This window comes from Exiguobacterium sp. s193, assembly GCF_018618755.1.
GTDB lineage: Bacteria > Bacillota > Bacilli > Exiguobacteriales > Exiguobacteriaceae > Exiguobacterium_A.
Window position 1 is genome coordinate 406,721 of record NZ_JACSMR010000002.1, and the last position, 25,326, is coordinate 432,046.

The window sequence follows — 25,326 nt, forward strand, 5'->3', positions numbered from 1 at the left end:
TAGATTAAAAACAGAAATGAGGAATTAGATGTTTTCACAATGGAGAAAAGAGTGGCTGTTGCAACCAAAAACAGACATTCTGTCCGGAATCGTCGTCGCGTTGGCACTCGTTCCGGAAGCAATCGCCTTTTCCTTGATTGCAGGCGTTAACCCGATGGTCGGACTGTACGCTTCTGTCATCATCGCGATCGTTATTTCAATTGCCGGCGGTCGACCAGGAATGATTTCCGCCGCGACAGGTGCGATGGCACTCGTCGTCGTCCAACTCGTCAAAGATCACGGGGTCGATTATTTACTTGCTGCCGGTATTCTCGCGGGGGTCTTTCAAATCATCCTCGGATTTTTAGGGGTAGCAAAATTACTGCGGTTCATTCCGCGTTCGGTCATGGTCGGTTTCGTCAATGCATTAGCCATTTTAATTTTTTCGGCGCAATTGCCGCAGTTCGAAGGACAAAACTGGATCATGTATGCGATGGTCGCAGCGTCGCTCGCCATCATCTTAATTTTCCCGCGTTTTACAAAAATCATTCCGGCGCCACTCGTCGCAATCACGATCATGACGATTTTGACGGTCGTCTTTTCACTTGATACACGTGTCATCGGGGATATGGGACAAATTTCGGCGTCGCTTCCAAGCTTCTTCTTACCGAACGTCCCGTTTTCACTCGAGACGTTACAAATCATTTTCCCGTATGCTTTATCGCTCGCTTTCGTTGGTTTGATTGAGTCCTTATTGACGGCACGAATCGTCGATGAAATGACAGATACGACATCAAACAAGGCGACGGAATCACGTGGACAAGGAATCGCAAACATTGTTGCCGGTTTCTTCGGCGGAATGCCGGGCTGTGCGATGATCGGCCAATCGGTCATCAATGTCACGTCAGGCGGCCGTGGGCGTCTATCGACGTTTACTGCGGGAGCGTTTTTGATGCTGTTGATGGTCACGATGAATGATTTATTAATGACGATTCCGATGGGAGCACTCGTCGGTGTCATGTTCTTCGTATCGTATGCGACATTTGACTGGGGCTCGTTCAAAATGTTGAAGAACTCACCGAAAAGTGACTCTGCGGTCATGCTGGCGACAGTCGTCGTAACGGTCTTGACGGATGATTTATCGATGGGGGTACTCGTCGGCATCTTGCTGGCAGCGATTTTGTTTGCGTCGAAAATTTCGCGAATCAACATGACACGCCGTGTTGAAAACGATCAAGTCACGTATCGAATCAATGGACCGATCTTCTTCGCCTCGACGACGACCTTTACCGAACAATTTGACGTCGTCGCTGACGCACAGATGAATCGTGTCGTCATCGACTTTACGAATGCCCATTTGTTTGATGATTCAGCGACGGAAGCAATTGAAACGGTTGTCTTGAAGTATCAGACAGCTGGGACGAAAGTGGAACTCGTTGCATTAAATGAAGAATCACAAGCATTAATTGACCGGTTAGCACACCGGATTATATGAAGACGGACCGTCAGGATGAAAATCTTGACGGTTTTTTTGTATCCGTGACCAGGTGAACGGTATACTAGGAAAAAAGGGGGAATTACTATGAAATGGTTTCGATTTGAACAAGAAGGGCGCGAACGGATTGGCGTCGAGTCGGCGGGACACCGGTATGACGTGACGGCACAAGCCTATACGGACTCACTGCTTGAGGTCATCACACGGGGGTTTGAGATGGATCTTGATTTAGATATCGCACCATTGATTACGGAAGATGTCCGCTTACTTGCACCGTACGTTCCAATGCGAAATGTCATCTGCGTCGGCAAAAATTACGCCGACCATATTAAAGAGATGGATACGGCAGGGGCGGGGAAATTTGTGCTGTTCACAAAGGCACCCAGTGCGATTGTCGGACCGTTTGATTCGATTGAACGCCATGCCGATTTAACGGACCAGCTGGATTATGAAGGCGAACTCGCTATCATCATCGGGACGACAGGGCGCGATTTGACTCCGGAGAATGCGCTTGATCACGTCTTTGGTTACAGCATCGTCAATGATGTGACGGCACGTGATCTTCAAAAAGAACACGTTCAGTTTTTCCGTGGGAAGTCGCTTGATGGCTTTTGTCCATTCGGTCCAGTCATCGTCACGAAGGAATCGTTTGATCCGAGTGACGTCCTGGTCGAAACGCGTGTCAATGGGCAGGTCCGTCAATCGGGTTCGACGAAATTGATGATTCGGGATATCGTGACAATTTTGACGGAAGTCTCTCGCGGGATGACGCTCGAAGCTGGAGATATCATCGCGACGGGTACACCTGCAGGCGTCGGTCATGGAATGAAGCCGCCTACGTACTTACAAACAGGTGATATCGTCGATGTATCGATTGAGGGAATCGGTCATCTTCGGAATGAAGTAAAAGCATAACGAACAACCGGGCTAAAAATTGAAAAGGTGATTTACTCATCTTTGAAAACCGTTCACTCGTTGAACGGTTTTTTTGTGTAAACCGTCACACGATGACCGTTTTTGGTGTATAATTGATGAGAAAACGATGATATTGTCGAATAAAGTCGTAAAATGAACGTTTTTTATAGAAATAAATAAAAAAATGAATGATTTTGGTTGATTTTTAAATGTAAACGCTTTATATTAAAGATGCGGAGGGAAACCAATGTTAACGAAAAAACGCCATCAACTGATTCTTGAGCTCCTCGCCCGAGAAGAAGTCGTCAAAATGCAAACCATCGTCGAGCAAACGGGAGCAAGTGAATCGACCATCCGTCGCGATCTCTCGCAACTCGAAGAAGCCGGTCACTTACGTCGTGTTCACGGCGGAGCGACGGCAAATCATATGCAAATTGATGAACCGAGCTACATCGAGAAAAGTGATCGTTTCGTCGAAGAGAAAAATCAAATTGCCCGGGCGGCAGCTGATTTAATCGAAGACGGAATGTATGTCTACCTCGATGCGGGAACGACGACACTTGCCATCGTCCCTTATCTCGAACAAAAGGCGATTACGGTCGTGACGAACAGTCTTCCTCTTGCGAATACGTTACTCTATCACCGAATCCCGACGTTCGTCGTCGGAGGGCAACTCAAGCATTCGACGCAAGCACTGGTCGGCTACAATGCACGTGAAGGAATGTTGATTTACCACTTTGATGTCGCATTTCTTGGGATGAACGGTGTTCATCCGACACAAGGATTTACGACACCAGATCCGGAAGAGGCACTCGTAAAGAAGACAGCGATTGAGTTAGCGAAAAAATCGTATGTGTTAGTCGACGAAACAAAGTTGGATGAAATTAGTTTTAGTCGGGTCGCGCCACTTCGGGCGGCAACGATCATCACGACGGCATCGAACGAACAAACAGCGAAATACAGTCAATATACAGAGGTGGTGAACGCGAAATGATTTATACACTGACACTCAACCCGTCGATTGATTATTATGTCACACTACCGGTATTTGAGGCAGGTCAAGTCAATCGTGTCGAGCAAGCAGAAAAAGTAGCAGGCGGAAAAGGAATCAACGTCTCACTTGTCTTAAAGAACTATGACGTTGAGACAGAAGCACTAGGTTTTTTAGGTGGAAGCACTGGACAATTCATCCGCAGTGAACTGGAAAAGAAAGGTGTCTTGACCGCTTTCACACCGATTGCTGATGAAACCCGGATCAATGTTAAAATTCGCGCCGATCAGGAATCGGAACTTAATGCAGCCGGTCCGAGTATTCAGCCGGAAGAGTTAGAGTCTTTACTGGCTACATTCGAAACGATGCAGTCAGGTGACATCGTCGTCCTAGCGGGAAGTATTCCAAGCAGCCTCCCTCACGACTTATACAAGAAGATTGCGCTCTTATTAAATGAACGCGGTGTCAAATTCGCCGTCGATACAACAAAAGAGGCGATGCTTGAAGTCTTACCGCTCGGTCCATTCATGATTAAACCGAATCATCATGAACTTGGTGAAATCTTTGATGTCGACATCACGTCAAAAGAAATGGCTGTCCCTTATGCCCAACAACTCGTAGAACGTGGTGCAGAAAATGTCGTCATATCATTCGCGGGAGACGGTGCCTTGCTTGTCAACAAACAAGGCGCATACACGGCGAATACGCCTGAAGGGAAACTCGTCAATTCGGTCGGGGCGGGTGATTCACTCGTCGCAGGGTTCGTCGCCAGTCACGCCCTCGGCCGACCGCCGGAAGAAGCATTCCGGTACGCTGTCACGACAGGTAGTGCGTCCGCTTATTCGTTTGGTTTATGTACAAAAGCAGACATTGATCGTTTACTGATCGATGTCGAAGTCGTTGAACTCATTCAATCATAAAAGGAGTGACTCACTCATGAAAATTACAGATCTCTTGACACGCGATACGATTAAACTGGATTTGCGTTCTGATACAAAAGCATCAGTCATCGATGAGCTCGTCGATGTACTCGACCGTGCCGGTAAGTTAAACGACCGTTCCGCCTACCGCGAAGCGATTTTGGCACGTGAGGCCCAAAGTACGACAGGTCTCGGAGAAGGAATCGCGATTCCCCATGCGAAGACAGCTGCTGTTAAATCACCGGCCATCGCATTCGGACGCTCGGCAGGTATCGACTATGAAGCGTTAGACGGTCAACCAAGCCGCTTATTCTTCATGATTGCTGCGGGTGAAAATGCCGACAATGCCCATCTTGAAACACTCTCGAAGTTATCAGTCTATTTGATGGACAACAACTTCCGGGACACGATTCTCTCGGCTCGTTCGGAAGATGAAGTCATCGCAGCGATTGAAGCGAAAGAACGGGAAGAAGAAGGTCCCGTTGATGTGACACCGGACACGGTCGATCAAAATGCACCGTACATCCTCGCCGTCACAGCTTGTCCGACAGGGATTGCCCACACGTATATGGCAGCAGACGCCCTGCGTCAAAAAGCAGAAGAAATGGGTGTCCGCATCAAGGTCGAGACGAACGGCTCGACAGGTGTCAAAAACGGTTTGACGAATCAAGATATCAAAGATGCGACAGCAATCATCGTCGCTGCCGATAAAGCAGTCGAAATGGATCGTTTCGACGGAAAACACGTCGTCGAAGTACCCGTCGCACAAGGAATTCGTAAACCAAAAGAATTGATTGACCGCGCCGTCAAACAAGATGCGCCTGTCTATAAAGGCAGTGGATCCGGGAACAGCGGTACACCAGCACGTGGTGGATTCTACAAACACTTGATGAGTGGGGTTTCAGCGATGTTGCCACTCGTCGTCGCAGGTGGACTTTTGATCGCAATCAGCTTCTTCTGGGGCATCAACTCATCGAACCCAGACGATCCGACGTACAATGCATTCGCGGGTCAATTGATGACGATCGGTAAAGCAGCATTTGGTTTGCTCGTTCCGATTCTCGCTGGATTCATCGCGATGTCGATTGCCGATAAACCAGGTCTCGCACCAGGTTTGATTGCCGGTTTCCTCGCAAGCCAAGGGAACGCCGGTTTCCTCGGTGGTTTGATTGCCGGTTTCCTTGCTGGTTACGTCGTCCTTGGTCTCATCAAGCTCTTCCAAGGTCTTCCGAAAGCTCTTGAAGGAATTAAACCGGTCTTGCTCTACCCGTTGTTCGGTTCATTCATTACCGGTATGATCATGTTACTTGTCATCAATGAACCTGTCGCAGCCTTCATGACATGGTTAACAGATTCACTCAACGGACTCAGTGGCGGTAACGCCATCCTCCTCGGTATGCTTGTCGCAGCAATGATGGCAATCGACATGGGTGGTCCAATCAACAAAACAGCATACGTCTTCGGTACAGCAGCACTTACAGCAGGAAACACGGAAGTCATGGCTGCGGTCATGGCAGGCGGAATGGTTCCACCACTTCTCGTCGCATTCTCATCAACATTGTTCGCACGTAAGAAATTTACACCGCAAGAGCGTGAAGCAGGTATCGCCGCTTACGCAATGGGTGCATCATTCGTCACAGAAGGTGCGATTCCATTTGCTGCAGCTGATCCACTTCGTGTCATTCCGTCAAGTGTCATCGGTTCAGCAATCGCTGGTGCACTGACAATCGTCTTCGGTGTCTTACTCCCGGCACCACACGGAGGAATCTTCGTCTTCCCATTACTTGACGGTCCTTCAGGCACATTGATGGCAGCACTTAGCTACGCCGGTGCAATCTTAATCGGTTCACTCGTCGGAGCAGCAATCCTCTCTGTCTGGAAAAAACCACTCGTCGACCAAGATGTCGCGAAAAAAGAAATGACGTCAGGAACAGCTACAAAAGCATCATAATTGAAAGGAAATCACCCTCAGTCCGCTGGGGGTGATTTTTTCTGTTATGAAATCCTTCTATTTAACGTATAGAAATAGTGGTGTTGGACGATAAAAGCTTCTTCTTTTTCCGTTGCTTTCCTCGGGCGAGGCGCAAGCCGTTGCTCCCTTGATCCTAACGGACAAGGAGCAGGGTCTTGCTTGCCTCTTGCCAGTGCGTGTTTACGCACTTTTCCCGTAGGAGTCAACGGAAAAGCGAAGCTGTTTAGGCGATACCGCTAGAAAAATCAAATCAGACAGTCGATTAAGAGCGCGTTCCGTCTTTAATCGTTTTACGATTGCCGCAAAAGGCGATTCAAGGAGCGAAAGGTGGTTAAGCATCACACCAAAACTGCTGTTATAGTAGTTTGTTTATGAGCTAGATTCATTTAAAGTAAATAGAGAAGAGAATGAAAGGGGGAAAACGTCTTGAAAAAAATCATGATTAGTAGTTTGACTTTGTTTTTAGTGATAGGCGGGTTTCTTTTTATGAACAGGGGAGTAGATAAAGAGTATGAAGAAGACGTCAGAGAAAAAATTGTAAACTATATAAACAATAAATACGGCAAAGAAAATATTGTTTCAGTAAAATCTGCGTATGACGATAAACATAGAGAGAAAGATAAAAGATATAAGATTGCCGCCAAAATTAACGGTGAAGGATTGAGAGACGATGAATATATGGTTTTTCGCTTGAATGATGGAAAGGTAATCGAGGTAGGCGTGACGACTGCTTTACCTAAGGTGGATTAGTAAAATTAAGTTTGATTTTTCTTGTTTTCCATTAGACTAAGTTCGGAGCTAGTTCTTTTCTAAATTCTTAAGGAAGATTGTCTGTTAAAGACATGAAATCACCCTCAGTCCGTTGTGGGTGATTTTTTATTTGCGTTTTCATGCTATTAAAGGAAGAATAGAGGGCATACTTACATTATGAAGGAGGGATCAACTATGGGCGGTCAATCCTTACAAATTGGACCACGTACCATCAAAACAGGACTCGCAGTCATTCTTGCACTCCTTGTCAGTAATCTATTTCATCTCAGTCCGATTCTGCCGGCAATTTCGGCAGCGACGACCTTGTTGCCTTCAGTCTATCAGACGTGGAAACAGTTTTTAGAAGAAGCGGAAGCGAACTTAATTGGTGCCTTCTTAACGTTACTTGCCTTATGGATTCTTGGAGCCAATCCTGCGAATCCGCTTGCAATCGGAATCGTCATCATGGCGGCGATTTCGATCCTACTTGCATTCGGATTTGGTCGAACGATTCCCCACGTCGTGTTGATGATCATCGTGATCTTAGAAAGCGTCGAAGGAGCGACGGAGCCGCTCTGGCAAATCGTCTTGATTCGCTACTTACTCGTGATGCTCGGAATCGGTTGTGCGCTTGGGGTCAACGCGTTGATTTTCCCACCGCGTTACGGAAACGTTTATTATCAAAAGGCCTCGAAGCTGTTTGAAAAGTTGCTTGTCGTCACGCGGGCGATTGCTTTTGAGGGGAAGGTTGCTCCGTATCGCCCGGCAATCGATAAGATGAGTAAGTCCCTACGCGAGACACAACAATTATTTAACCTGCACCGGGAGGAAGTACGGGGGACACGTCAAAAACATGTCCCATTGCTCCGTAACATCATCATCCTCCAACACATGCAGTCGTGCTTAGAGCGGAGTGTCGCGACGGCGGAACGTTTCCGAGAGCGGGAACGGGCCCTGTCGAACATCGCCGACGACTTGCGGAGTGAATTATTTTATCACGTCATGCATATCGCCCAGCGGCAAGAAAAGGTCTTGTTGACATATGACTTACTGTTGACGGAAGAACCACTCGCGATGGAAGACTTAGTGAAAGAAAATATTGCGTTCGTCAAACATTCCTTCCTTGACCGTGATGAGCTCGAAGAGGAAGAAATCATGGAAATTTTACCGATTGTCGTGGCGATGAATGAATGGATTCAAGAACTCGAAGCTTTTGAAAAACGGCTTCACGGTGCGCTAAAACGTCATGCAACGTCATTATCGATCGAACAGAAATCGGTCCGGGACAAAACATTTAATCGGTTTAAACGTAAAAAAGCCATTGACGAAAGTCAAAAGTAAGCGTATAGTCCTTCTTAATAGCACTTTAGTTGCTAACAGCATAACAGCATAACAGAACGAAAGAAGTGGACGAGGACGAAACCGAAGTAGAAACAATCTCCCTGTTTCAGAGAGCACGTGGCGCTGCGAACGTGTACACAGATTGAATCGAATTACAGTTTCTGAGTCTCTTGCGAAGCAAGCGGAGAAAACCGTTATCCCGTAATGAAGTGATCCATGCCTTTCATGGATTATCAGGGTGGTACCGCGGCTTTCGTCGTCCCTGTCGGATATGTCCGGCAGGGACTTTTTGCTGTTACTATAATTTAAGGGGGAACTTCATATGTCTACACCAATCATTCCAAGTCACTTACAACCACACGTCGCACCACAGCATTACGAAGATTACACACCGACGGATCATGCGGTCTGGCGCTACGTCATGCGCTTGAATTTAAATACATTGCAACATACGGCACATCCGGCGTACCTCGAAGGGCTTGCTGCTTCCGGAATCAGCCCGGAACGCATTCCGGACGTTCGTGAAATGACGGCGAACCTCAGTCGCGGCGGATGGGGGACGGTAGCCGTTGACGGCTTGATTCCGGGGGTCGCTTTCTTCGACTTCCAAGGACACGGTCTACTTCCAATCGCAACAGATATTCGAAAGGTCGATAACATTCTTTACACGCCGGCCCCGGACATCTTGCATGAAGCGGCAGGACACGCGCCGATTTTGATGAATCCGACTTACGCGGAATTTGTCCGCCGGTTTGGTGAAATCGGAGCCCATGCTTTCAATCACAAAGCGGAACATGATGTTTTTAAGGCACTTAAAAAATTAACGATTGTCAAAGAAAGTCCATTTTCAACACCGGAAGACATCGAGCAAGCGGAAATCGCACTCGCGGAAACACGGACCCATGTTAAAGGGATTTCGGAAGCCAATGAAATTTCACGTCTCTTCTGGTGGACGGTCGAGTTTGGTTTAATCGGCGACCTTGACAACCCACAAATCTACGGAGCCGGTCTTCTTTCTTCAGTAGGGGAAAGCCGCCATTGTTTGACGGACGCCGTCAAGAAACATCCGTTTTCACTTGCGAAGGCGCTCGCGACAAAACATGACGTCACGAGCATGCAAAAAGAATTGTTCGTCTGTGAATCATTTGAACAACTGCGTGACGCCTTAGAAGAGTTTGCACAGACGATGTCTTACGTCCGTGGCGGGCGACACGGCCTCATCAAGGCTGTCGAATCAGGTAATCTGTCGACACTCGTCTTTGCATCCGGTCTCTCGCTCGTCGGTGTTCCGGCAGCACAAGAAACGTTTGAGACACTTGATCTCGTTCGATTTAGTGGGCCGACTGCACTCGCTGCGAATGGCGAAGTGTTGGACGGCCAATCCCAGACGGAACACCCGAATGGATTTACGCTCTTACACGGGGAAGAATTGAACGCGGTCCTTGAGCAAGTCGAAGTCGGCGAGCAACTTGACTGGGTTGAAGGAACGTTACAATTGATGGGGCATGTCGCAAAAATTGAGCAAGTGAACGGCAAACGTGCCATCGCTGTCATCAAAGACGTTCGATTAACGAAAGACGGTGTGACGGAGCAATTCGACCAACTCGACCTCGTCATTGGTGCGATTACATCAACTTTCCCCGGAACAGAAGTCGAAGCCTTAAAGCCGATTCCGGAAACCGTTGAATTTGAACGGATTGAACGTCCATTGACGGCAGCTGATCCGATTTTCGAAGCCGTCCGGTCCATCCGGGAAGGTCAGGCGAGCCAGCCCCGCCTGTCACAATTGATTGATCAGACACTCGTCCAATTACCGGACGCCTGGTTACTCCGGCTTGAACTGCTTGAACTGGCAGACGAAGTCGACCAACCCCGTCTCCTCGAGGATCTCGAGCGCCTGAAGCAGACGTCGCCGGAACGCAACGAGTTGATCACGCGTGGCATCAAGATGCTTGACCTCGTCCATGCATGAAGCGGACGTTCGAGAAATCTGTCCAAACCTGTTAAAATGAATACGATTCGCGGATGAAACGTAAACATAGGGGAGTGGACAGTGTGAAACAACCAAACTATTTTCAAGACGTCAAACAGTTCCATCAAACATTTAATCACCCGGGAGCGGAACGACCGACCCCGCTCGAACTCGAGCGTGGCATCAAACGGGCAACCTGGACGACAGAAGAAGCAGCAGTCGAGTTTCTGCATCAATCGTCACGAGATGAAGCCGAATTTTTAGCGGCGATCGATTCCCTTAAAGCGGGGATTGACCGGGCTGTTGAAAAATCATTAAAGGAAACATACCCGACGACGTCCGTCGAACGCCTTGTCGGTCAAGGGGATGCCTTGACGGACGCGCTGTACTTCATCATGGGTAGCTTTGTCGAAGCAGGACTCGAGCCGGGACCACTCTTTGAAATCGTCCAACGCGCGAATATGGCGAAACTCGGGCCGGATGGTCAACCGATCTTCCGGGAATCGGACCAAAAAGTTATGAAACCGGACGGCTGGTTGCCACCGGAACCGCAACTCGAGGCAGAAGTGTTACGGCAGATGGATGAAAAAGCATAAGGATGGACTACGATCGAACAAAAAGAACCACTTCCGCTTAAGTTAGGGAAGTGGTTCTAGTGTATAGAAGAAGTGATATCGGGAGGTAAAAGCGTCTTTTTTTCGTTGCTTTCCTCGGGCGAGGCGCAAGCCGTTGCTCCTTGCCCATAGCGGACAATGAGCAGGGTCTTGCATGCCTCTGACAGCGCAAGGAACTTGCACTTTTTCCCGTAGGAGTCAACGAAACTTGACGCTTTTTAGGCTGTACCGCCGAAAAATATGGATCATGCAGACGCTTTGGAGCACGCTCTGTCTTGAATTGCTTTAAACCGCGAAAAGCAGACTTCTGCGACCGTGCAGCTTTTTTGTATACAAGCAGAAACCACTTCCTCTCAGTTAGGGAAGTGGTTCTTTTTTTAAAGTGAGCAAATATCCGCTCTCTGCTAAAATCGGCTTATATTTGATAATCCGACAGTACGAGTTTCCCGTCCGATTGAAAGACGATGCCTTCCGCTTCGAGTGCCAGTTGCTGTTCGGTCCCTTGCGAAATCTCACCCTTGGCGTTGACGACACGATGCCACGGTAAACGTTCCGCCTGACTCATACTATGCAAAATCCGGACGACTTGACGAGCCGCCCGGGGATTTCCGGCAAGACGCGCGATTTGACCATATGTCGCGACACGTCCTGCAGGAATCGCACGAATGAGCGCCACGACATCCTGCGTGAAAGGGGTCATCGTTCTTCGTTTGTCGAGACGACATATTGCTGGACTTGATCGTCCTCATCAAAGCCGATCGTGACATCCGTGATGTCTTGTTGGATGCGGAGTTGCAGTTCGAGTCGGTCTTTGATATCGTCCGCTTGCGCTACGGTCATCGCCGGATCGATTTCAATCTCGACTTCGACGTGGAAGTGGTCGCCTTCTTTGATGACTTCGAGTTTGCTGATATCCCGGACGTCAGGATCTTGCATGATTAACCCACCGAGGCGAGCCGCCATCGTTTCATCCGCTTCACCGAGTGCGCCGGCAGCGTTTTGCAAGAAGACATTACCGACAACATAAAACATCATCAGACCGATGATGACGGAGGCGATGCCTTCCGCTTGATGATAAGGCGTCACGTGTGAGATAACGACAGCAATCATCGCGACGATGCCACCAGCCGTCGCGACTAAATCTTCTAAGAAGACGAGTCGTGTCGCAGGTTTCGCTTGTTTTAATGACCGAAAACTTTCAAGAATCAAACGCGGTCCTTTTGTAGTCAGCTTTGCATCGTGGGCAATTTCTTTCATCGCCTTAAGGAAGACACCACTTTCAAGGAGGACACCGGCAAATAAGACAGATAGGGTGATCCAGAAGCCGGTTGACTCGGTTGGGTCGATGATGTGTGCAATCCCTTCATGAATCGTTTCGTACGCCATGATCCCGACGAATAAAATTGCGCCGAGCAGGACGAGGTTGACGAGTCGACCGAAACCGTTCGGAAATCGTTTTGTCGGTGCTTTTTTACTGAGCGCAGAACCGATGAAAACGAAGAACTGGTTAGCAGCGTCGCCAAGTGAATGCATCATTTCGGCGAACATCGCGACGTTTCCGGTTAAAGTGTAGGCAATGATTTTGATGATGGCAATGATGGAGTTGACGATTCCAGCCGTTAATGCGGAACGGTTTCCCCGTCGTAATAATGTAAAGAATTCTCCCATGAGTGTGCTCCTTTTGTTAACAAACAACAGTAATAGTAGTAGTCTACACTAAATTGATAGGAGAGACTACAAAAAACCGCTCCGCACGAGGCGGAGCGGTTTGGCTAACGAGCTATTATGTTAAATCAACTGTTTTGTTGATTTCGTTCGAGTCATCATTTCCTGTGACCTTCTTCAGGACTTGTTTGACTGACTTAGTCGTGTTTCCCGTTTCCCAGTACTCCGCAGCTTCCGTATTGACTTTAATTAAAATAACTTTCGGGTCTTCGTAGCTTGTCCCGAGATAAGCTTCGTACCGGGGACTCCACAGTTCTTTTTTGCGGGCGACATCTTCGACGATTTCCGCTTTACCGCGGATTGAGACATATGATTTGTCGACATAAGCGACGTTGACGCTCGGATTTTTTAAGATTTCATTATATTTCCCTGTTTCTTTTGAAGTGAGGAACCAGAGATCGCCATCGAACTCGATATCCTGTGTTTGCATCGGACGCGAGACAAGACCTTCATCTGATACTGTCGTCAGCATCGCCGTTTCGATTTTATCGATTAATTTTTTGACCGTTTCGACTGCTTCTTGATTCGTTGACATATACAACACCCCATCTGTTCATTTTTTTTAATGCTCACTTTAAGAATGTTCCCTGAATCTGAAATTGAAAACGTCATCAATGAATCAAGAAGCAGTTTTATTGCAATCGGTCGTTTCCGAGGCGTACAGTCTAAGTATGAATTTCAGTTTAAAGGAGCGTTTTACACGATGAAATTAAGTATATTGGATCAATCTCCTGTCTCAAAAGGGCAAACCCCATCAGAGGCATTACAAGAAACAGTCGAGCTTGCGAAAACAGCAGACGAGCTAGGCTACACACGCCTGTGGGTCTCGGAACACCACTTCGCGAAGACACTTGCCGGGTCGAGTCCGGAAGTATTGATTGCCTACATGGCAGCTGTGACGAAACAAATCCGTCTTGGTTCAGGCGGTGTCATGTTACCGCACTATAGTCCTTACAAAGTTGCGGAAAACTTCCGTGTCCTTGAAGGGCTTGCCCCGAACCGGATTGACCTTGGGCTTGGCCGGGCACCGGGCGGCATGCCGCTTGCGACACGCGCCTTGCAGGAAGGTTCGTCGCCACGGTTCGGCGGCGCGGACTATGGCGCGCAGCTTGACGATCTCGTTGATTACCTAACAGACGGGGCGCCGGCAAATCACCGTTTCGCAGGACTCGTCGCAACACCGGAAGTCGACACGACACCGGAAGCCTGGTTGCTCGGTTCAAGCGGTGGCAGTGCGTTAAATGCAGCACAACGCGGATTCGGTTTTGCCTTTGCCCACTTCATCAACGGACAAGGCGGACAAGACGTGATGGACTATTACCGTCATAACTTCATGGCGACATCGTTCAACGCGACACCGCAGACACTCGTCTCAATTTTCGTGACGTGTGCCGAAACGACGGAAGAAGCAGAACGATTGGCTTCGAGTCTTGATTTATCATTGCTCCTGCTTGAGAAAGGTGTCTCGTCAACAGGTACCCCGACACCGGAAGAAGCAGCGTCATACCAGTATTCGTTCCAGGATCAATTCCGGATTGCCGAAAACCGGAAACGGATGATCGTCGGAAATCCAGAAGACGTCGCCCGTCAATTACAAGACCTCGCCGATTCATATGGAACGGACGAAGTCATGATTGCTTCGATGATTGCCGATAAAGAAGCGAAACAACAATCACTCCGTCTCATCATGGACGCGGTCAAGGCAACGGTTTAAATCAATCAGGACGTTCATCTCAGCTTGCTGAGGTGGACGTTTTTTCAGGTTCGGGAATCGGATCTGTTGCAAGACGTTCTGCCCGGATGTCACGGCGCAAGTGGAAAAAGCCGATTCCGACCGTCACGAGTAAGCCGGACGAACTGATTGCGAGAATCAGATTGAGCGAGACGTAATCACTTAACAGGCCGAATAACAACATCCCGATTGGCGTAATCCCCATCGCGAGTGATTCCAGGACACCGATGACACGTCCCAAGTAAGCCGGATCGGTTTGCCGTTGGACGAGCAGTTGAATCGGAATGTTTGACCGGAGGATGATGAACCCGACCGTAAAGGAGAAGATGAGAAAATAAGCAAATGTCCAGTTCGACGGAACGATCCCGAGTAACGGGAACAAAGGGGAAAGGAATAAAAACCCGACTAAAGCAACCGACTGGAACAATGTCATCAATGGACGCTTGATCGTAAAGCGGGGGAGAGCAAGCAGCAGCGAACTGAGTAACAGACCGAGACCTAAAGCTGCTTCAATCGTTCCGAACTGAAATGGTGTAACGTTGAGACGATCGAGCAAAATGATGGGATAGATGACTTCTAAGGCGATGAAAAAGAAATTCAAGACAAGTGCCATCAAGATCAGTGTCGTCAGGACCCGTTGTTTGAATAAATAACGGTAACCGGATTGAAAGTCTGCCCAGAGCGAAGGCGGGCTTTCTTCATTTACGGCGGGGATGACACGGAACGTCAGGCGCATGTTCCACAGCGCAGCGAGAGAAAACAAGCAAAGCGGTAAAAGCGTGAAAAGGTGGATCGGTGCAAAGGCTAATAAAAAGCCGGCCAGCATCGGGGCAACGATCGACGATAGCGAACTGATACTCGAAATGAGGGAATTCCCACGTTGCAATTCAGCATCATCGAGCAAGCGGGGCAAGGAACTCATCAAGGTAACGGAGAGAAAGGTCGAAAGAACCGTCAAAAGGGCACTGACGATCATGTAATGAATCGTGTGGACCGTGAAAAAGGCGGCGTACCCGGCAAAACCGGCGAGTATGAAGGCACTTGTCGCCTCGGTCGTGACGATGATTTTTTTCCGGTTCCAGCGGTCGGACAGCACGCCGGCAACGGGCGACAACAGAATCCGCGGCAGTGTGCCGGCTAGTAAGACGAGTGCGAATTGCAGCCCGGATGACGTTTCCCGTAATACGGTCAAACCCGCGACGAACGTAAAAAGACTTGCTGCGAACAACGAACAAAACTTACCAAACAGGAGCCGTTGTAAATTTTTCGACATCATGATTCCTCCTTTTTGTTCAATTAAATTGAACTTTCCTTTATACTAGAGGAACAGGAGAAGTTTGTAAATATAAAAGTTAAATTAAATTGAACTTTATTAATGGATTGAGGTTAAAACGATGCTTGGAGAACGGATTAAAGGTTTACGAAAAGCAAAAAAAATGACGCAGTCGGATGTCGCAGACGGCATCATGACGAAATCGATGCTCAGTATGATTGAGAACGGCAAGGCGACGCCGTCCTTACCGGCGCTACAATCAATCGCGCGTCGCCTGCATGTCTCGGTCGACGAGTTGTTGATTGATCCCCGTGCGATCGAAATGAAGCAGCTGATTGAAAAAATCAATACGCAGACAGGTGACTATTATGCGGAAGAACAGATTGCTAACATGCTCGCACCCTATTTGGAACCGGCGATTGATTCTTACTGGCAAGGTCGAATTTATGAAATGTACGGAAGTGCATTACGTTTTTCGAACACGGAACAGGGCTTACATTATTTTGATTTAGCGGAGGAAATCTACAAGCGGCTTGAATTACGGGATGAACAGATCAATGTACAAATTTCGAAAATCTATTTCTTATTTTTCCTGCGCCGTTATGAAGAGGCGTACCGGAAAGTGGATGCGATGATGATTCATCAGGACGTCCCGCTTGCACATGAAACGTTTCTTGACTATCAGATGTTACAGGCGATTCGTGTCAGTGTGAACGAAGACAACTGGAGCCGGTCGATTGAATTTTTGCGGGAAGGCATCCATTATATGCGTGAAAAAGGGGTCTACAGTGACGTCAGTAACTATCACCGGTTGCTGGCGTTGTTCTTAAGTTTAGACGGAGACTTTGAGGCGGCAAATCATGAGCTGGAATTACTGGAGCATTTCTTTTTGTTCACGGAAGCGACAGCATTCGAGCGGATTCTTGTCGAGTTGACCAAAGGGACGATTGCAGTGCACCGAGAGGACTATGAAGGCGTCCGGTATGCGCGGGAACGACTCGTTGAAGTCAACATTGAAGCGTGTATCCATTACATCGGATACTTCGAGGTCTATCTGTGTTTATGGAAGGACTCAAAAGAGACACTCCCGTTTGACCTGCAAAGCGGTGTCGCTAATATTTGGCGCGGCGCACATTTATGGCAAGTTGGCGGAGAGTACGATCACGCGATGATGTTATATGCGCTTGCATTAGCGATGCGGGCCGGAGTCGGATTGGATCGTCGGGCGGAAGTGGAGGAATTGACAAAACAACTGTCACCGGGACGATTCAAACAAGAAATCGAGCAAATCCTAGCGGGATTATCGTAAAAACTTAGGGCGGGAAGACCCGGCAGGAAGCGAGGATTACGCTTGCTTCACGCGACTTCTGCAGAAAAAAAGCGCAATAATTTACGCTGTCAGAGGCAAAAAAGACCCGCTCTCCTGTCCACTAAGGGCAGGAAACCGGGTCTTATGTCTCGCCTGAGGCAAGCGTGAAAGAGTACTTCTTTTTTGAGTCAACCCTGTTGCATCAGAGGGCTTTAAAGCCCAGTAATTTTTGTGTCCAGTACTTCTCCGACAGGCGACTGATGCCGAGTGACGGTGTATTGGCATGGATGAATTGATCATTGTTCAACATGATTCCGATGTGAGTCGGTCCCGCGGCATACGTATTCTCGAAGAAGATGATATCTCCCCGGGCCGGCTGACGTAACTTCGACAGTTTTTGACCGAGATACAGATCGTTGTTCCAGTAGCCGTTGACGTTCGTCCGTCCGACTTTATAACCTGCCGTATTCAACGTGTAGTTGATGAAGCCGGAGCAATCAAAACCGCCGTTGATCGGACTGCTCGATCCCCAGACGTATGGTGTCCCGAGATACTGTTGACCGATTGAAATCGCACGTTCCATGACGCCTGAAGCGGGAACAGTCGACACGGGAGGCGGCGTCACAGGCGTCGTCGTCGCAACAGTTCCGGTCGTGATATAGCTTTTCGCGACATAGTAGTAACCTGTCCCGATTTTGATTTGGTACCAACCGGCCGTTGAACCGGTCGTTTCACCCATGACTTGGACGGTCGAACCGTGTGCGACTTGGGTGAAGATTTGAGAAGACGTCGTCGGGGCCGTCCGGACATTCAATCCTGTCGGTGCATTGACGGAATAGGTTTTTGTTTGGTCGACCGTGTTGACCGAGACGCCATTCGTCGCAGGCGGTGTTTCTTTTGCAGATGCTGAAACATAACTTGCGGCGACGTACAGAACTTTTCCGTCAAGTTTGATTTGATACCAGGCGTCGACCGTTCCCGTCACCGTCAAGAGCGTTTTATTCGGAATCGTTTTATAGACTTGAGACGATGTCGAGGCGGCGAGACGTGCATTGAGTCCGCCACTCGCATTGACGGTATATTGTTTCGACGTATCCACCGCTTTGACGGCGGTTGAAACAGGTTTCGTCACCGGTGGTTTCGACGTTGTCGTCACATTCGTCTTCTTTGCCGTGATTAAGCTGGCATGGACGTAAGCCGTTTTTTTGTTGTAGATGATTTGGTACCAGTCACCTGTCTTTTTCTTAACAGACACGATGGCATTCTTGGCCAGTTTGCCGACTTTTTTTGACGTCGTATTGGCTTGTTCGCGAATGTTGACACCAGCTGTATTCGTTATGTAAGTCGTCGTAGTTGTTGGTTTAGTCGTTGCTTTTTTGGATTTTACTGCTTTGACATAACTTGAAGTGATGAAAGCCTTTTTCGATTGATAGCGAATTTCGTACCACGATCCTGCTTTTTTGACAGCCGTCACGGTCGTACCCTTTTTTAATGTTGTGATGACTGGGGCGGAAGTAGTGGCAGCAGTTCGGATGTTGACATTTTCGGTTAAGGTTAACTTGGTCGATGCGGCTTCGACCGCGGTCGTTGAACTGATCAACGCCATCGTCGTCAAAGCGAGAAGTGTCTTTTTCAAGTTGCGTGGCTCCCTTCCATATAAGTTCAGAAATAATCGTTGTTACCATTTTGTCATATGAAATGTTAATTTCCCTTTTTTTAAAATATATTTTTTGTGAAAGAAACTATTCCTGATTTTCAAAAAATAATACCGGTTCATGTTCGTGTGGGTAGTAAAAGGGATTTTCTTGTACACTAAGGATATGAAGGAGGGAAACTTGCACATGTTAAAACGGTTTTATCAATATTACATACCGCATAAACGCTTATTTTGGCTCGACTTTTCGTCCGCCTTGTTCGTCGGTATACTCGAGCTTGCGTTTCCGCTGGCGGTCCAGTGGTTCATCGATTCCTTGTTACCAAAGGGCGAGCTGAACTGGATCATCCTCGTCAGTGTCGGTCTGCTGTTACTTTACATCATCAGCACGCTGATGCAGTTCGTCGTCAACTATTTCGGCCATAAGCTCGGAATCAACATCGAGACGGATATGCGCCGGCAGCTGTTCGGCCATGTTCAGAAGCAGTCGTTCCGCTTTTTTGATAACACGAAAACGGGGCATATCATGAGTCGGATCACAAATGATTTGTTCGATATCGGTGAACTGGCTCACCACGGACCGGAAGATGCTTTCATCGCCGTCATGACGTTACTTGGTGCCTTTTCAATCATGCTGACGATCAACGCGCCGCTCGCCCTTGTCACGGTGATTGCTGTTCCCTTCTTGATTTGGTTGATCAGTTTCGCCAACATCCGGATGAACCGTTCGTGGGACAAGATGTACGGCAACATCGCCGAAGTCAATTCCCGTGTCGAGGACAGCGTCTCCGGGATTCGCGTCGTCCAGTCGTTTACGAATGAAGCACATGAAGTCGCACGGTTCGAGCAAGACAATGCAACGTTCCGTCAATCAAAGATTAATGCCTATAAAGTCATGAGTACGAGTCTGTCCGGTATTTACCTGACGACGCGGCTGATGACGCTCGCCGTTCTTGTCTACGGTGCGTATTTAAGTTATAACGGACGCCTCAGTTACGGCGAACTCGTTGGTTTCATCCTCTATATGAACATTTTGCTGAAACCGATTGATAAGATTACGGCACTACTTGAGCTTTATCCGAAAGGCATGGCCGGATTTAAACGTTTCCTTGAAATGATTGATCATGACGATGAGTTGAAGGATGCACCGGACGCGATTGCCGTCGACCGCCTGCACGGGGCAATCCGATTCGATGAGGTCAGTTTCGGTTATGAAGCAGAGCGGTTGATTTTACAAAACATCAACCTATCGATTGAACCGGGACAGACGATTGCTTTTGTCGGAACATCTGGTGCCGGGAAAACGACGATTTGTTCGTTGATTCCACGTTTTTATGATGTGACGGACGGCGCGATTACGATTGACGGAATCGATGTCCGCCAGATGACGAAAGCATCGCTCCGCCAGCAAATCGGAATCGTCCAACAAGACGTGTTCTTGTTTTCGGGGACAGTTGCTGAAAATATTGCCTATGGCGATTTGACAGCGACGCGAGCAGATATTGTCGAAGCAGCAGAACGGGCCCATCTTGGGTCGATGATTGCCGACTTGCCGGATGGCTACGATACCCAAATCGGAGAGCGTGGCTTGAAGTTATCGGGCGGGCAAAAACAACGCCTCGCCATCGCCCGGATGTTTTTGAAAAATCCACCATTGCTAATCTTAGATGAAGCGACGTCCGCTCTCGATACGGAGACGGAAGCCATCATTCAAGAATCGCTTGCAGAACTCTCAAAAAATCGGACGACGTTAATCATCGCCCACCGGCTCGCGACGATCCGAAATGCCGACCGGATTTTGGTCGTCACGAAAGAGGGAATCGTCGAGGACGGGACACATGACGAATTAGTCGGAAATGGCGGTTATTTCTCACGTTTGCTTGAAAAACAACGAGTCTGATGAACATCTCATCCGGATCGTATTCACCCGTTCGTATGAAAGGGAGGTACGGTCCGGTTTTTATTTGATTGTCTGTTCGATTCTGCCGGATGATAAAAGGTGGGGGAATGATTTGTTGGGAAAAGGGGAAAATAGAATCGAAGGGAGGGCGCTTTGATGTATGGATTATTTTGTGAAAACTATAATGAAACCTATACCATGCTCCGTGAAGAGACGTCCCACGATTTCCGGCGGTTTTTTGCCTTGTCGTATACGATTCAGGATGTCGTCTTTGACCGTGCGGCCTATGACCGTGTCTGGCACGTCATCAAACGAAAGACGACCCGATTTTCAGCACTCCAAAGTCGATACACACCACTCTTGATTTCGCAAATCCAATTATATAGTGATGAACCGGAACGCTTGGTCGGACAAGTAATTGAAGCGGAGAAACACGTCAAACGGCGTTTCATCAAAGACAAAGCGGTCCGCCCGTTTTTTGCATTAGGGGAACTTATGAATCGCCAGCGCGGAAATGACGCTTTACCGCTCGTGGAACAGTTTCAAGAGAATCGGCCTGGACTCAACTTAACGAAACAATATGTCGTTACGGCCGCCTTGATGGACCAAACAGCATTACGTCCGTCTTTTATCGAGGATGTCGATACAAATGAAAACTGGCTCGGGACATGGATGGAACCGTCGGGTGAACGGTTGATTACGGCACAAATTCTTGCCGCGTCAAGCAATCCAATGCAACAAAAACAACGACTCGAAACCTGGATTGAGATGTTGGAAAAACGAGAAATCCGGATATGGAAACGTCTTTTTCCATTACTTGCCCTTGTACAGTCGAGCGACCGCGTCGACCTGATCTATGTCACACGGGTCGTCGATCGGGAGCGGTCACGGAACCGGTTCTCGGACGAAGTCAATTGGTTGCTTGCATTTCATCTGTTATTGGCGAAAGCGGGACATAGTCGTTTGCAATCGACATTACTTGTGCTCGAGACGCTCGAATTGACGAAAAAAGCCTGAAAAAAGGGGTTACGGACAAGACGAAGTGGAGGCGAGCTAATGGCTAACTCTTCTGGAAATTAAAGAGTCGACATGGGTTGCCGTCGTGGTGTCGCACTTCACGGCAGGGTTGTGGAAGGTTACTTTTCGCTTTGAGCGATTCAAGGCGGAATGTTTAAAAAAAAGAGAAACTTCAGACTGTAGACAACGTGCTAGCGGGAGATAAAAGCGTCTTTTTTCGTTGCTTTCCTCGGGCGAGGCGCAAGCCATTGCTCATTGATCCTCACGGACAACGAGCAGGGTCTTGCCTGCCTCTGAACGTGCGTTAAAAACGCATGTTTTCCCGTAGGAGTCAACGAAACGTGACCCTTTTTAAGTAATACCGTGAGGGGAGTCTAAGCATGCAGGCGCTTAGAGCGCAATCCGTCTTGAATCGCTTTAGATCGCGAGAAGCAATCGGTCGCGCCGCTTTGAAGACGAGGCGAGACAGGAAAGCGTGAACGGATTGCTTCTCGATCTAGCATGTTCACTTTTCATAAGAGTTCGTCTACACGCTGAGATGTGCTGACCACATTTTACGGCGTGTAGAAGTCGAGGATGGATGTTCCGCCCCGTACACAAATCAAAACGCCGATGCTTCCATTTTTCAGGTGGAAGCATCGGCGTTTTCTGTGCGTATTCTTTTCGGTCATGACGTCCTGATTCGTATTTAAGATACACGAGAAAAGGCTCGGCCGAGTCAGTTCGTATGTTAGTTGAACGTCGTAAAGGTCGCGTGCTGTTCAACCGGATAAAGGTCTTTCCCGGCGACATCATTTAGAATCAGCTGGTTCCGTGAAACGGACATCCCGAGATTATCAGCTGCCGGACCATGCGAAAGCTCTAAGTTCGTTGTTGCATACAAATGGTGTGGTGACTCGATGGAGCGGACGATCCGATAATTCGCATCGACTTTCCATGCCTGCTCGCCTTCGAATTCGATATTTAAGCGATTGATGAACGATGGAAGGGCAGGCGAGAAACCGGTCGCCGCGATGACGGCATCTGCTGTTGACGTCCGAGCTTGATTCAGTTCCGTGTGACGCATTTCAATCTCGAACTGCGAATCATACGTAATTTTTTCGACCTCGAGGTTGGCACGAATCTGGACACGTTCTTTTTGCTCTTTCGTCAAATCGTACAGGTGCTCATAAATCGATTGTAGTGTCTCGGGACTGATGCCGTTTTGCGAACGGGCAAATTTCGAGACGGCTTCTTGGCGTGTTTTTAGTGGCAACTGATTGAAATATTCGACGTAGCTGGGTGAAAAGATTTCTTCACCGAGTTTTCCGGTTTCAAGTGTCTCAAAAATGGTTGAACGTGAAATCCATTCGAGATTGAGGTCTGGTGAGCGGTCGCTCGTCAACAAGTCGAGGAAAATTTCTGCCGCGCTTTGACCGGATCCGACGATGGAAATTTTATGTTTCGTAAGCAATTGCTCTTTTTCCATCACGTATTGTGTGTTATGGATGACATTTGAGTCAAAAGACTCAGGAATCGAAGGTTTCGCCCCCGTGCCGATGACGACGTTCCGTGTTTCATACGTCGCCCGTTCACCGGTCAAGACGTTTTCGACAAGCACTTCATAACTATCACCCGTATCCTGAACATCGATCACACGCGTCGAGAATGACAAATCGTCGAGTTGCGACGCGACCCATTTCAAGTAAGCATTATATTCTTGACGCGAGATCAACAGTTGCTCATAAAAATAGAATGTATGCAAACGGTTGATGGAACGTAAATAGTTTAAATAAGTAAAAGAAGACGTCGGATCCGCGAGTGTGACTAAGTCGGAGATAAAACTGGTTTGCATCATCGAGTCTTTAATCATCATGCCCGGATGCCAGGAAAACTGTTCGCTTTCATCAAAAAATAATGTCCGCAGTGGTGTCGGATGGGCAAGCGCACTCAAGCCTAAGTTCATCGGTCCAATCCCGATGCCGATCAAATCATACATAAAAAAAGCCTCCCATTGATATTGTTCTAAAACAATACCCGATATGGGAGGCAGTTGAAACGTCTTGATGTTGTCGATTACAATTGATCGGTTGTTGTCGTCGTGGTTTGAACGGTCGATGTTTTACCGTCACGGATGATGGTTAACGTGATTTCGCCATCTGACTTGATTAATGCAGTCTTGATGTCGACGAAACTTTTAATCGTTGTCCCGTTAATTTTTGTGATGACATCACCTGTTTTTAATTTAGCCGAAGCAGCGGGACTATTGGGTTCGACCGACATGATGACGACTCCGGTTTTTTGAGATTCCGGAAGTTTCACCTGATCGAGCAAATAACCAGCCGGGAAGGCGGAGACATCTTGCAAGGCAACGCCGAGCGTCGGATGTTTGACTTCGCCCGTCGTTTCAAGTTGTTTTAAGATTGGTAAAGCATCATCGATCGGGATGCTAAAGCCAACCCCTTCGACGCCGGTCTCCGCAATTTTCATCGAGTTGATCCCGACGAGCTGACCTTGTTCGTTGATTAAGGCACCACCGGAGTTCCCTGGGTTGATGGCTGCATCGGTCTGGATGACGGTCGTATTGAAATCATCTTGCCCATCGTTATTCGTATCGACAGGCACCGTCCGGTCGTTCGAACTGACTATCCCACGCGTGACGGAATTTTGGAACTCGCCAAGTGGGTTTCCGATCGCAAGAACGGTTTGACCGGCTTTTAAATCAGCCGACTTTCCGACGGTGATGACTGATGGGACATCTTTTGCGTCAACTTCAAGGACTGCGAGATCATATGTCGCGTCGCTACCGAGTAACTTCGCGTTTAATGTCTTCCCATCATTTAATGTCACTTCGAGTTTTGACGCTCCGTCGACGACGTGATGGTTCGTGATGATGTATGCTTTTCCATCTGTTTTTTTATAAATGACACCTGAACCCGAGCCGCTCGCTGCTTCTGCTTGCGTCATGCTGTTCCCGGCTTGATAGTTCGTGACGGTGACGACTGATTTTTGGGCGGAGGCGACAGCGTTCGTAACCGGGTCATTTGATGTCGTCGAGATTTGCTTCGGCATCCCGTTCGAGAGTGGGGTGTCTGCGATTTGTTGCTCCTGATCCATCAAAATCGGAAACGCGATGGTTGCGGTCAGGACGGCACCGATGATGCCTCCTGTCAGTCCCGGTAAGAGTTGTTTTGTTTTTCCTGCCATATGAATCATTCCTTTCGTCTTCATTTCTGTCTTTAATGTATCAGATAATCAATCGGAAGTTGAAATTGCGGACGTTTTACCGAAATGCCTCATCATTCCCCATAATTGAACAACAGTTTATGATAGTTGAGCAAACGGAGTTCGTCCGTTACACTGAGTTTGGTTCTTACTTAGGAATAGAGGAGATGGAAGTCATGAAGTATGTGTTACGGTTAATCTATGGTGGAGGTTTGTTATTTGCTGGCGTCGGTCATTTCCGAAACGAAAAAGGATTCGTCAGTATCATGCCATCCTTTATCCCGTTCAAACGGTTTTTCGTTCAAGTGACGGGTATCATCGAAGTGTTGTACGGTTTGATGTTGTTGACAGGCAAGGGTGTCGATATCGTACGTAAGACATTACCGGGCTTTTTGTACGCCGTATTGCCGGCGAACGTCAACATGGCCGTCAATCCGCAACCGATCAATGGTAAGAAATTACCGGCATGGGCGCTTTGGACACGCCTTCCGCTGCAATGGGTCTTAATCGCCTTGGCGAAACGTATTAAATGAAATGAAGCCGCCGAGTCGAAACGATTCGGC

The 25,326-nt window shown here is 48.2% G+C and carries 21 protein-coding genes and 1 other annotated feature; of the genes, 14 read left to right on the forward strand and 7 right to left on the reverse strand.

What is annotated here, in order from left to right:
* Positions 1 to 28 precede the first annotated feature (28 nt).
* The 9 genes from KNQ04_RS05690 (at position 29) to KNQ04_RS05730 (ending at position 10,931) form a co-directional block, all read left to right on the forward strand.
* Positions 29 to 1,474 carry a SulP family inorganic anion transporter gene (locus KNQ04_RS05690; protein ID WP_214847960.1) on the forward strand — a complete coding sequence of 482 codons (1,446 nt, stop codon included), beginning with the start codon at positions 29 to 31 and terminating at the stop codon, positions 1,472 to 1,474.
* Between the two features lie 87 nt (positions 1,475 to 1,561).
* Positions 1,562 to 2,389 carry a fumarylacetoacetate hydrolase family protein gene (locus KNQ04_RS05695; RefSeq protein ID WP_214847961.1) on the forward strand — a complete coding sequence of 276 codons (828 nt, stop codon included), beginning with the start codon at positions 1,562 to 1,564 and terminating at the stop codon, positions 2,387 to 2,389.
* Positions 2,390 to 2,636: 247 nt separating this feature from the next.
* Positions 2,637 to 3,383 carry a DeoR/GlpR family DNA-binding transcription regulator gene (locus KNQ04_RS05700; RefSeq protein WP_214847963.1) on the forward strand — a complete coding sequence of 249 codons (747 nt, stop codon included), beginning with the start codon at positions 2,637 to 2,639 and terminating at the stop codon, positions 3,381 to 3,383.
* Positions 3,380 to 4,300: a 1-phosphofructokinase gene (gene pfkB / locus KNQ04_RS05705; RefSeq protein ID WP_214847965.1), complete on the forward strand. Its 921-nt coding sequence runs from the start codon at positions 3,380 to 3,382 to the stop codon at positions 4,298 to 4,300. Before KNQ04_RS05700 ends, pfkB begins: the two co-directional genes overlap by 4 nt.
* Positions 4,301 to 4,316: 16 nt before the next feature.
* Entirely contained in the window at positions 4,317 to 6,251 is a 1,935-nt protein-coding gene (locus KNQ04_RS05710; protein ID WP_214847966.1) for a PTS fructose transporter subunit IIABC, read from the forward strand.
* A 447-nt stretch (positions 6,252 to 6,698) separates the two neighbouring features.
* Positions 6,699 to 7,022 carry a hypothetical protein gene (locus KNQ04_RS05715; protein WP_214847967.1) on the forward strand — a complete coding sequence of 108 codons (324 nt, stop codon included), beginning with the start codon at positions 6,699 to 6,701 and terminating at the stop codon, positions 7,020 to 7,022.
* Between the two features lie 195 nt (positions 7,023 to 7,217).
* Positions 7,218 to 8,363, forward strand: a complete 1,146-nt coding sequence (locus KNQ04_RS05720) for an FUSC family protein (protein ID WP_214847968.1) — start codon at positions 7,218 to 7,220, stop codon at positions 8,361 to 8,363.
* Between the two features lie 63 nt (positions 8,364 to 8,426).
* Positions 8,427 to 8,630, forward strand: a binding site (T-box leader).
* Between the two features lie 55 nt (positions 8,631 to 8,685).
* A complete protein-coding gene (locus KNQ04_RS05725; protein ID WP_214847969.1) occupies positions 8,686 to 10,335 on the forward strand; it encodes an aromatic amino acid hydroxylase in 1,650 nt (549 codons plus the stop codon).
* A gap of 83 nt (positions 10,336 to 10,418) precedes the next feature.
* A complete protein-coding gene (locus tag KNQ04_RS05730) occupies positions 10,419 to 10,931 on the forward strand; it encodes a pyrophosphohydrolase domain-containing protein (RefSeq protein ID WP_353048375.1) in 513 nt (170 codons plus the stop codon).
* Between the two features lie 433 nt (positions 10,932 to 11,364).
* Here KNQ04_RS05730 and KNQ04_RS05735 read toward each other — a convergent pair whose 3' ends face one another.
* The 3 genes from KNQ04_RS05735 to KNQ04_RS05745 all read right to left on the reverse strand — a co-directional run bounded on the left by KNQ04_RS05735 (position 11,365) and on the right by KNQ04_RS05745 (position 13,209).
* Positions 11,365 to 11,649, reverse strand: a complete 285-nt coding sequence (locus KNQ04_RS05735) for an MGMT family protein (RefSeq protein ID WP_214847970.1) — start codon at positions 11,647 to 11,649, stop codon at positions 11,365 to 11,367.
* Positions 11,646 to 12,617, reverse strand: coding sequence for a cation diffusion facilitator family transporter (locus tag KNQ04_RS05740; RefSeq protein ID WP_214847971.1), 972 nt, complete (start codon positions 12,615 to 12,617; stop codon positions 11,646 to 11,648). The genes KNQ04_RS05735 and KNQ04_RS05740 overlap by 4 nt, the downstream gene beginning before the upstream one ends.
* 115 nt (positions 12,618 to 12,732) lie before the next feature.
* On the reverse strand, positions 12,733 to 13,209 hold the full coding sequence (locus KNQ04_RS05745) for a pyridoxamine 5'-phosphate oxidase family protein (RefSeq protein ID WP_214847973.1): 477 nt from the start codon (positions 13,207 to 13,209) through the stop codon (positions 12,733 to 12,735).
* Positions 13,210 to 13,377: 168 nt separating this feature from the next.
* On the opposite strand from KNQ04_RS05745, the gene KNQ04_RS05750 reads away from it, so the two are divergent.
* Positions 13,378 to 14,388 (forward strand): LLM class flavin-dependent oxidoreductase, encoded by a 1,011-nt coding sequence (locus KNQ04_RS05750; RefSeq protein WP_214847974.1) that lies wholly within the window; start codon positions 13,378 to 13,380, stop codon positions 14,386 to 14,388.
* Positions 14,389 to 14,407: 19 nt separating this feature from the next.
* Here the strand turns inward: KNQ04_RS05750 and KNQ04_RS05755 are convergent, their stop codons facing one another.
* On the reverse strand, positions 14,408 to 15,679 hold the full coding sequence (locus KNQ04_RS05755) for an MFS transporter (protein ID WP_214847975.1): 1,272 nt from the start codon (positions 15,677 to 15,679) through the stop codon (positions 14,408 to 14,410).
* Positions 15,680 to 15,800: 121 nt separating this feature from the next.
* Here KNQ04_RS05755 and KNQ04_RS05760 point away from each other — a divergent pair, with 121 nt between their 5' ends.
* A complete protein-coding gene (locus tag KNQ04_RS05760; RefSeq protein WP_214847976.1) occupies positions 15,801 to 16,988 on the forward strand; it encodes a helix-turn-helix domain-containing protein in 1,188 nt (395 codons plus the stop codon).
* A 202-nt stretch (positions 16,989 to 17,190) separates the two neighbouring features.
* On the opposite strand, the gene KNQ04_RS05765 is transcribed toward KNQ04_RS05760, so the two are convergent.
* Positions 17,191 to 18,624, reverse strand: a complete 1,434-nt coding sequence (locus tag KNQ04_RS05765; RefSeq protein WP_214847977.1) for a C40 family peptidase — start codon at positions 18,622 to 18,624, stop codon at positions 17,191 to 17,193.
* Between the two features lie 205 nt (positions 18,625 to 18,829).
* On the opposite strand from KNQ04_RS05765, the gene KNQ04_RS05770 reads away from it, so the two are divergent.
* Complete coding sequence (locus tag KNQ04_RS05770) at positions 18,830 to 20,542, forward strand: ABC transporter ATP-binding protein (protein WP_214847978.1); 1,713 nt, start codon at positions 18,830 to 18,832, stop codon at positions 20,540 to 20,542.
* A gap of 156 nt (positions 20,543 to 20,698) precedes the next feature.
* Positions 20,699 to 21,559, forward strand: a complete 861-nt coding sequence (locus KNQ04_RS05775; RefSeq protein WP_214847979.1) for a DUF4003 family protein — start codon at positions 20,699 to 20,701, stop codon at positions 21,557 to 21,559.
* A gap of 730 nt (positions 21,560 to 22,289) precedes the next feature.
* Here the strand turns inward: KNQ04_RS05775 and KNQ04_RS05780 are convergent.
* Together KNQ04_RS05780 and KNQ04_RS05785 are read right to left on the reverse strand one after the other, a co-directional pair.
* Complete coding sequence (locus KNQ04_RS05780; RefSeq protein WP_214847980.1) at positions 22,290 to 23,537, reverse strand: lysine N(6)-hydroxylase/L-ornithine N(5)-oxygenase family protein; 1,248 nt, start codon at positions 23,535 to 23,537, stop codon at positions 22,290 to 22,292.
* Positions 23,538 to 23,614: 77 nt separating this feature from the next.
* A complete protein-coding gene (locus KNQ04_RS05785) occupies positions 23,615 to 24,745 on the reverse strand; it encodes a S1C family serine protease (protein ID WP_214847981.1) in 1,131 nt (376 codons plus the stop codon).
* A gap of 194 nt (positions 24,746 to 24,939) precedes the next feature.
* On the opposite strand from KNQ04_RS05785, the gene KNQ04_RS05790 reads away from it, so the two are divergent.
* The gene (locus tag KNQ04_RS05790) at positions 24,940 to 25,296 is read left to right on the forward strand and encodes a DoxX family protein (protein WP_214847983.1); all 357 of its coding nucleotides are present in this window, start codon (positions 24,940 to 24,942) and stop codon (positions 25,294 to 25,296) included.
* Positions 25,297 to 25,326: the final 30 nt, after the last annotated feature.

What these genes read in the sequence shown, in the direction of transcription:
- KNQ04_RS05690 (WP_214847960.1), top strand. Translation starts at nt 29, where the DNA reads ATGTTTTCACAATGGAGAAAAGAGTGGCTGTTGCAACCAAAAACAGAC.
- KNQ04_RS05695 (WP_214847961.1), top strand. Translation starts at nt 1,562, where the DNA reads ATGAAATGGTTTCGATTTGAACAAGAAGGGCGCGAACGGATTGGCGTC.
- KNQ04_RS05700 (WP_214847963.1), top strand. Translation starts at nt 2,637, where the DNA reads ATGTTAACGAAAAAACGCCATCAACTGATTCTTGAGCTCCTCGCCCGA.
- pfkB (WP_214847965.1), top strand. Translation starts at nt 3,380, where the DNA reads ATGATTTATACACTGACACTCAACCCGTCGATTGATTATTATGTCACA.
- KNQ04_RS05710 (WP_214847966.1), top strand. Translation starts at nt 4,317, where the DNA reads ATGAAAATTACAGATCTCTTGACACGCGATACGATTAAACTGGATTTG.
- KNQ04_RS05720 (WP_214847968.1), top strand. Translation starts at nt 7,218, where the DNA reads ATGGGCGGTCAATCCTTACAAATTGGACCACGTACCATCAAAACAGGA.
- KNQ04_RS05725 (WP_214847969.1), top strand. Translation starts at nt 8,686, where the DNA reads ATGTCTACACCAATCATTCCAAGTCACTTACAACCACACGTCGCACCA.
- KNQ04_RS05735 (WP_214847970.1), bottom strand. Translation starts at nt 11,649, where the DNA reads ATGACCCCTTTCACGCAGGATGTCGTGGCGCTCATTCGTGCGATTCCT.
- KNQ04_RS05740 (WP_214847971.1), bottom strand. Translation starts at nt 12,617, where the DNA reads ATGGGAGAATTCTTTACATTATTACGACGGGGAAACCGTTCCGCATTA.
- KNQ04_RS05745 (WP_214847973.1), bottom strand. Translation starts at nt 13,209, where the DNA reads ATGTCAACGAATCAAGAAGCAGTCGAAACGGTCAAAAAATTAATCGAT.
- KNQ04_RS05750 (WP_214847974.1), top strand. Translation starts at nt 13,378, where the DNA reads ATGAAATTAAGTATATTGGATCAATCTCCTGTCTCAAAAGGGCAAACC.
- KNQ04_RS05755 (WP_214847975.1), bottom strand. Translation starts at nt 15,679, where the DNA reads ATGTCGAAAAATTTACAACGGCTCCTGTTTGGTAAGTTTTGTTCGTTG.
- KNQ04_RS05760 (WP_214847976.1), top strand. Translation starts at nt 15,801, where the DNA reads ATGCTTGGAGAACGGATTAAAGGTTTACGAAAAGCAAAAAAAATGACG.
- KNQ04_RS05770 (WP_214847978.1), top strand. Translation starts at nt 18,830, where the DNA reads ATGTTAAAACGGTTTTATCAATATTACATACCGCATAAACGCTTATTT.
- KNQ04_RS05775 (WP_214847979.1), top strand. Translation starts at nt 20,699, where the DNA reads ATGTATGGATTATTTTGTGAAAACTATAATGAAACCTATACCATGCTC.
- KNQ04_RS05780 (WP_214847980.1), bottom strand. Translation starts at nt 23,537, where the DNA reads ATGTATGATTTGATCGGCATCGGGATTGGACCGATGAACTTAGGCTTG.
- KNQ04_RS05785 (WP_214847981.1), bottom strand. Translation starts at nt 24,745, where the DNA reads ATGGCAGGAAAAACAAAACAACTCTTACCGGGACTGACAGGAGGCATC.
- KNQ04_RS05790 (WP_214847983.1), top strand. Translation starts at nt 24,940, where the DNA reads ATGAAGTATGTGTTACGGTTAATCTATGGTGGAGGTTTGTTATTTGCT.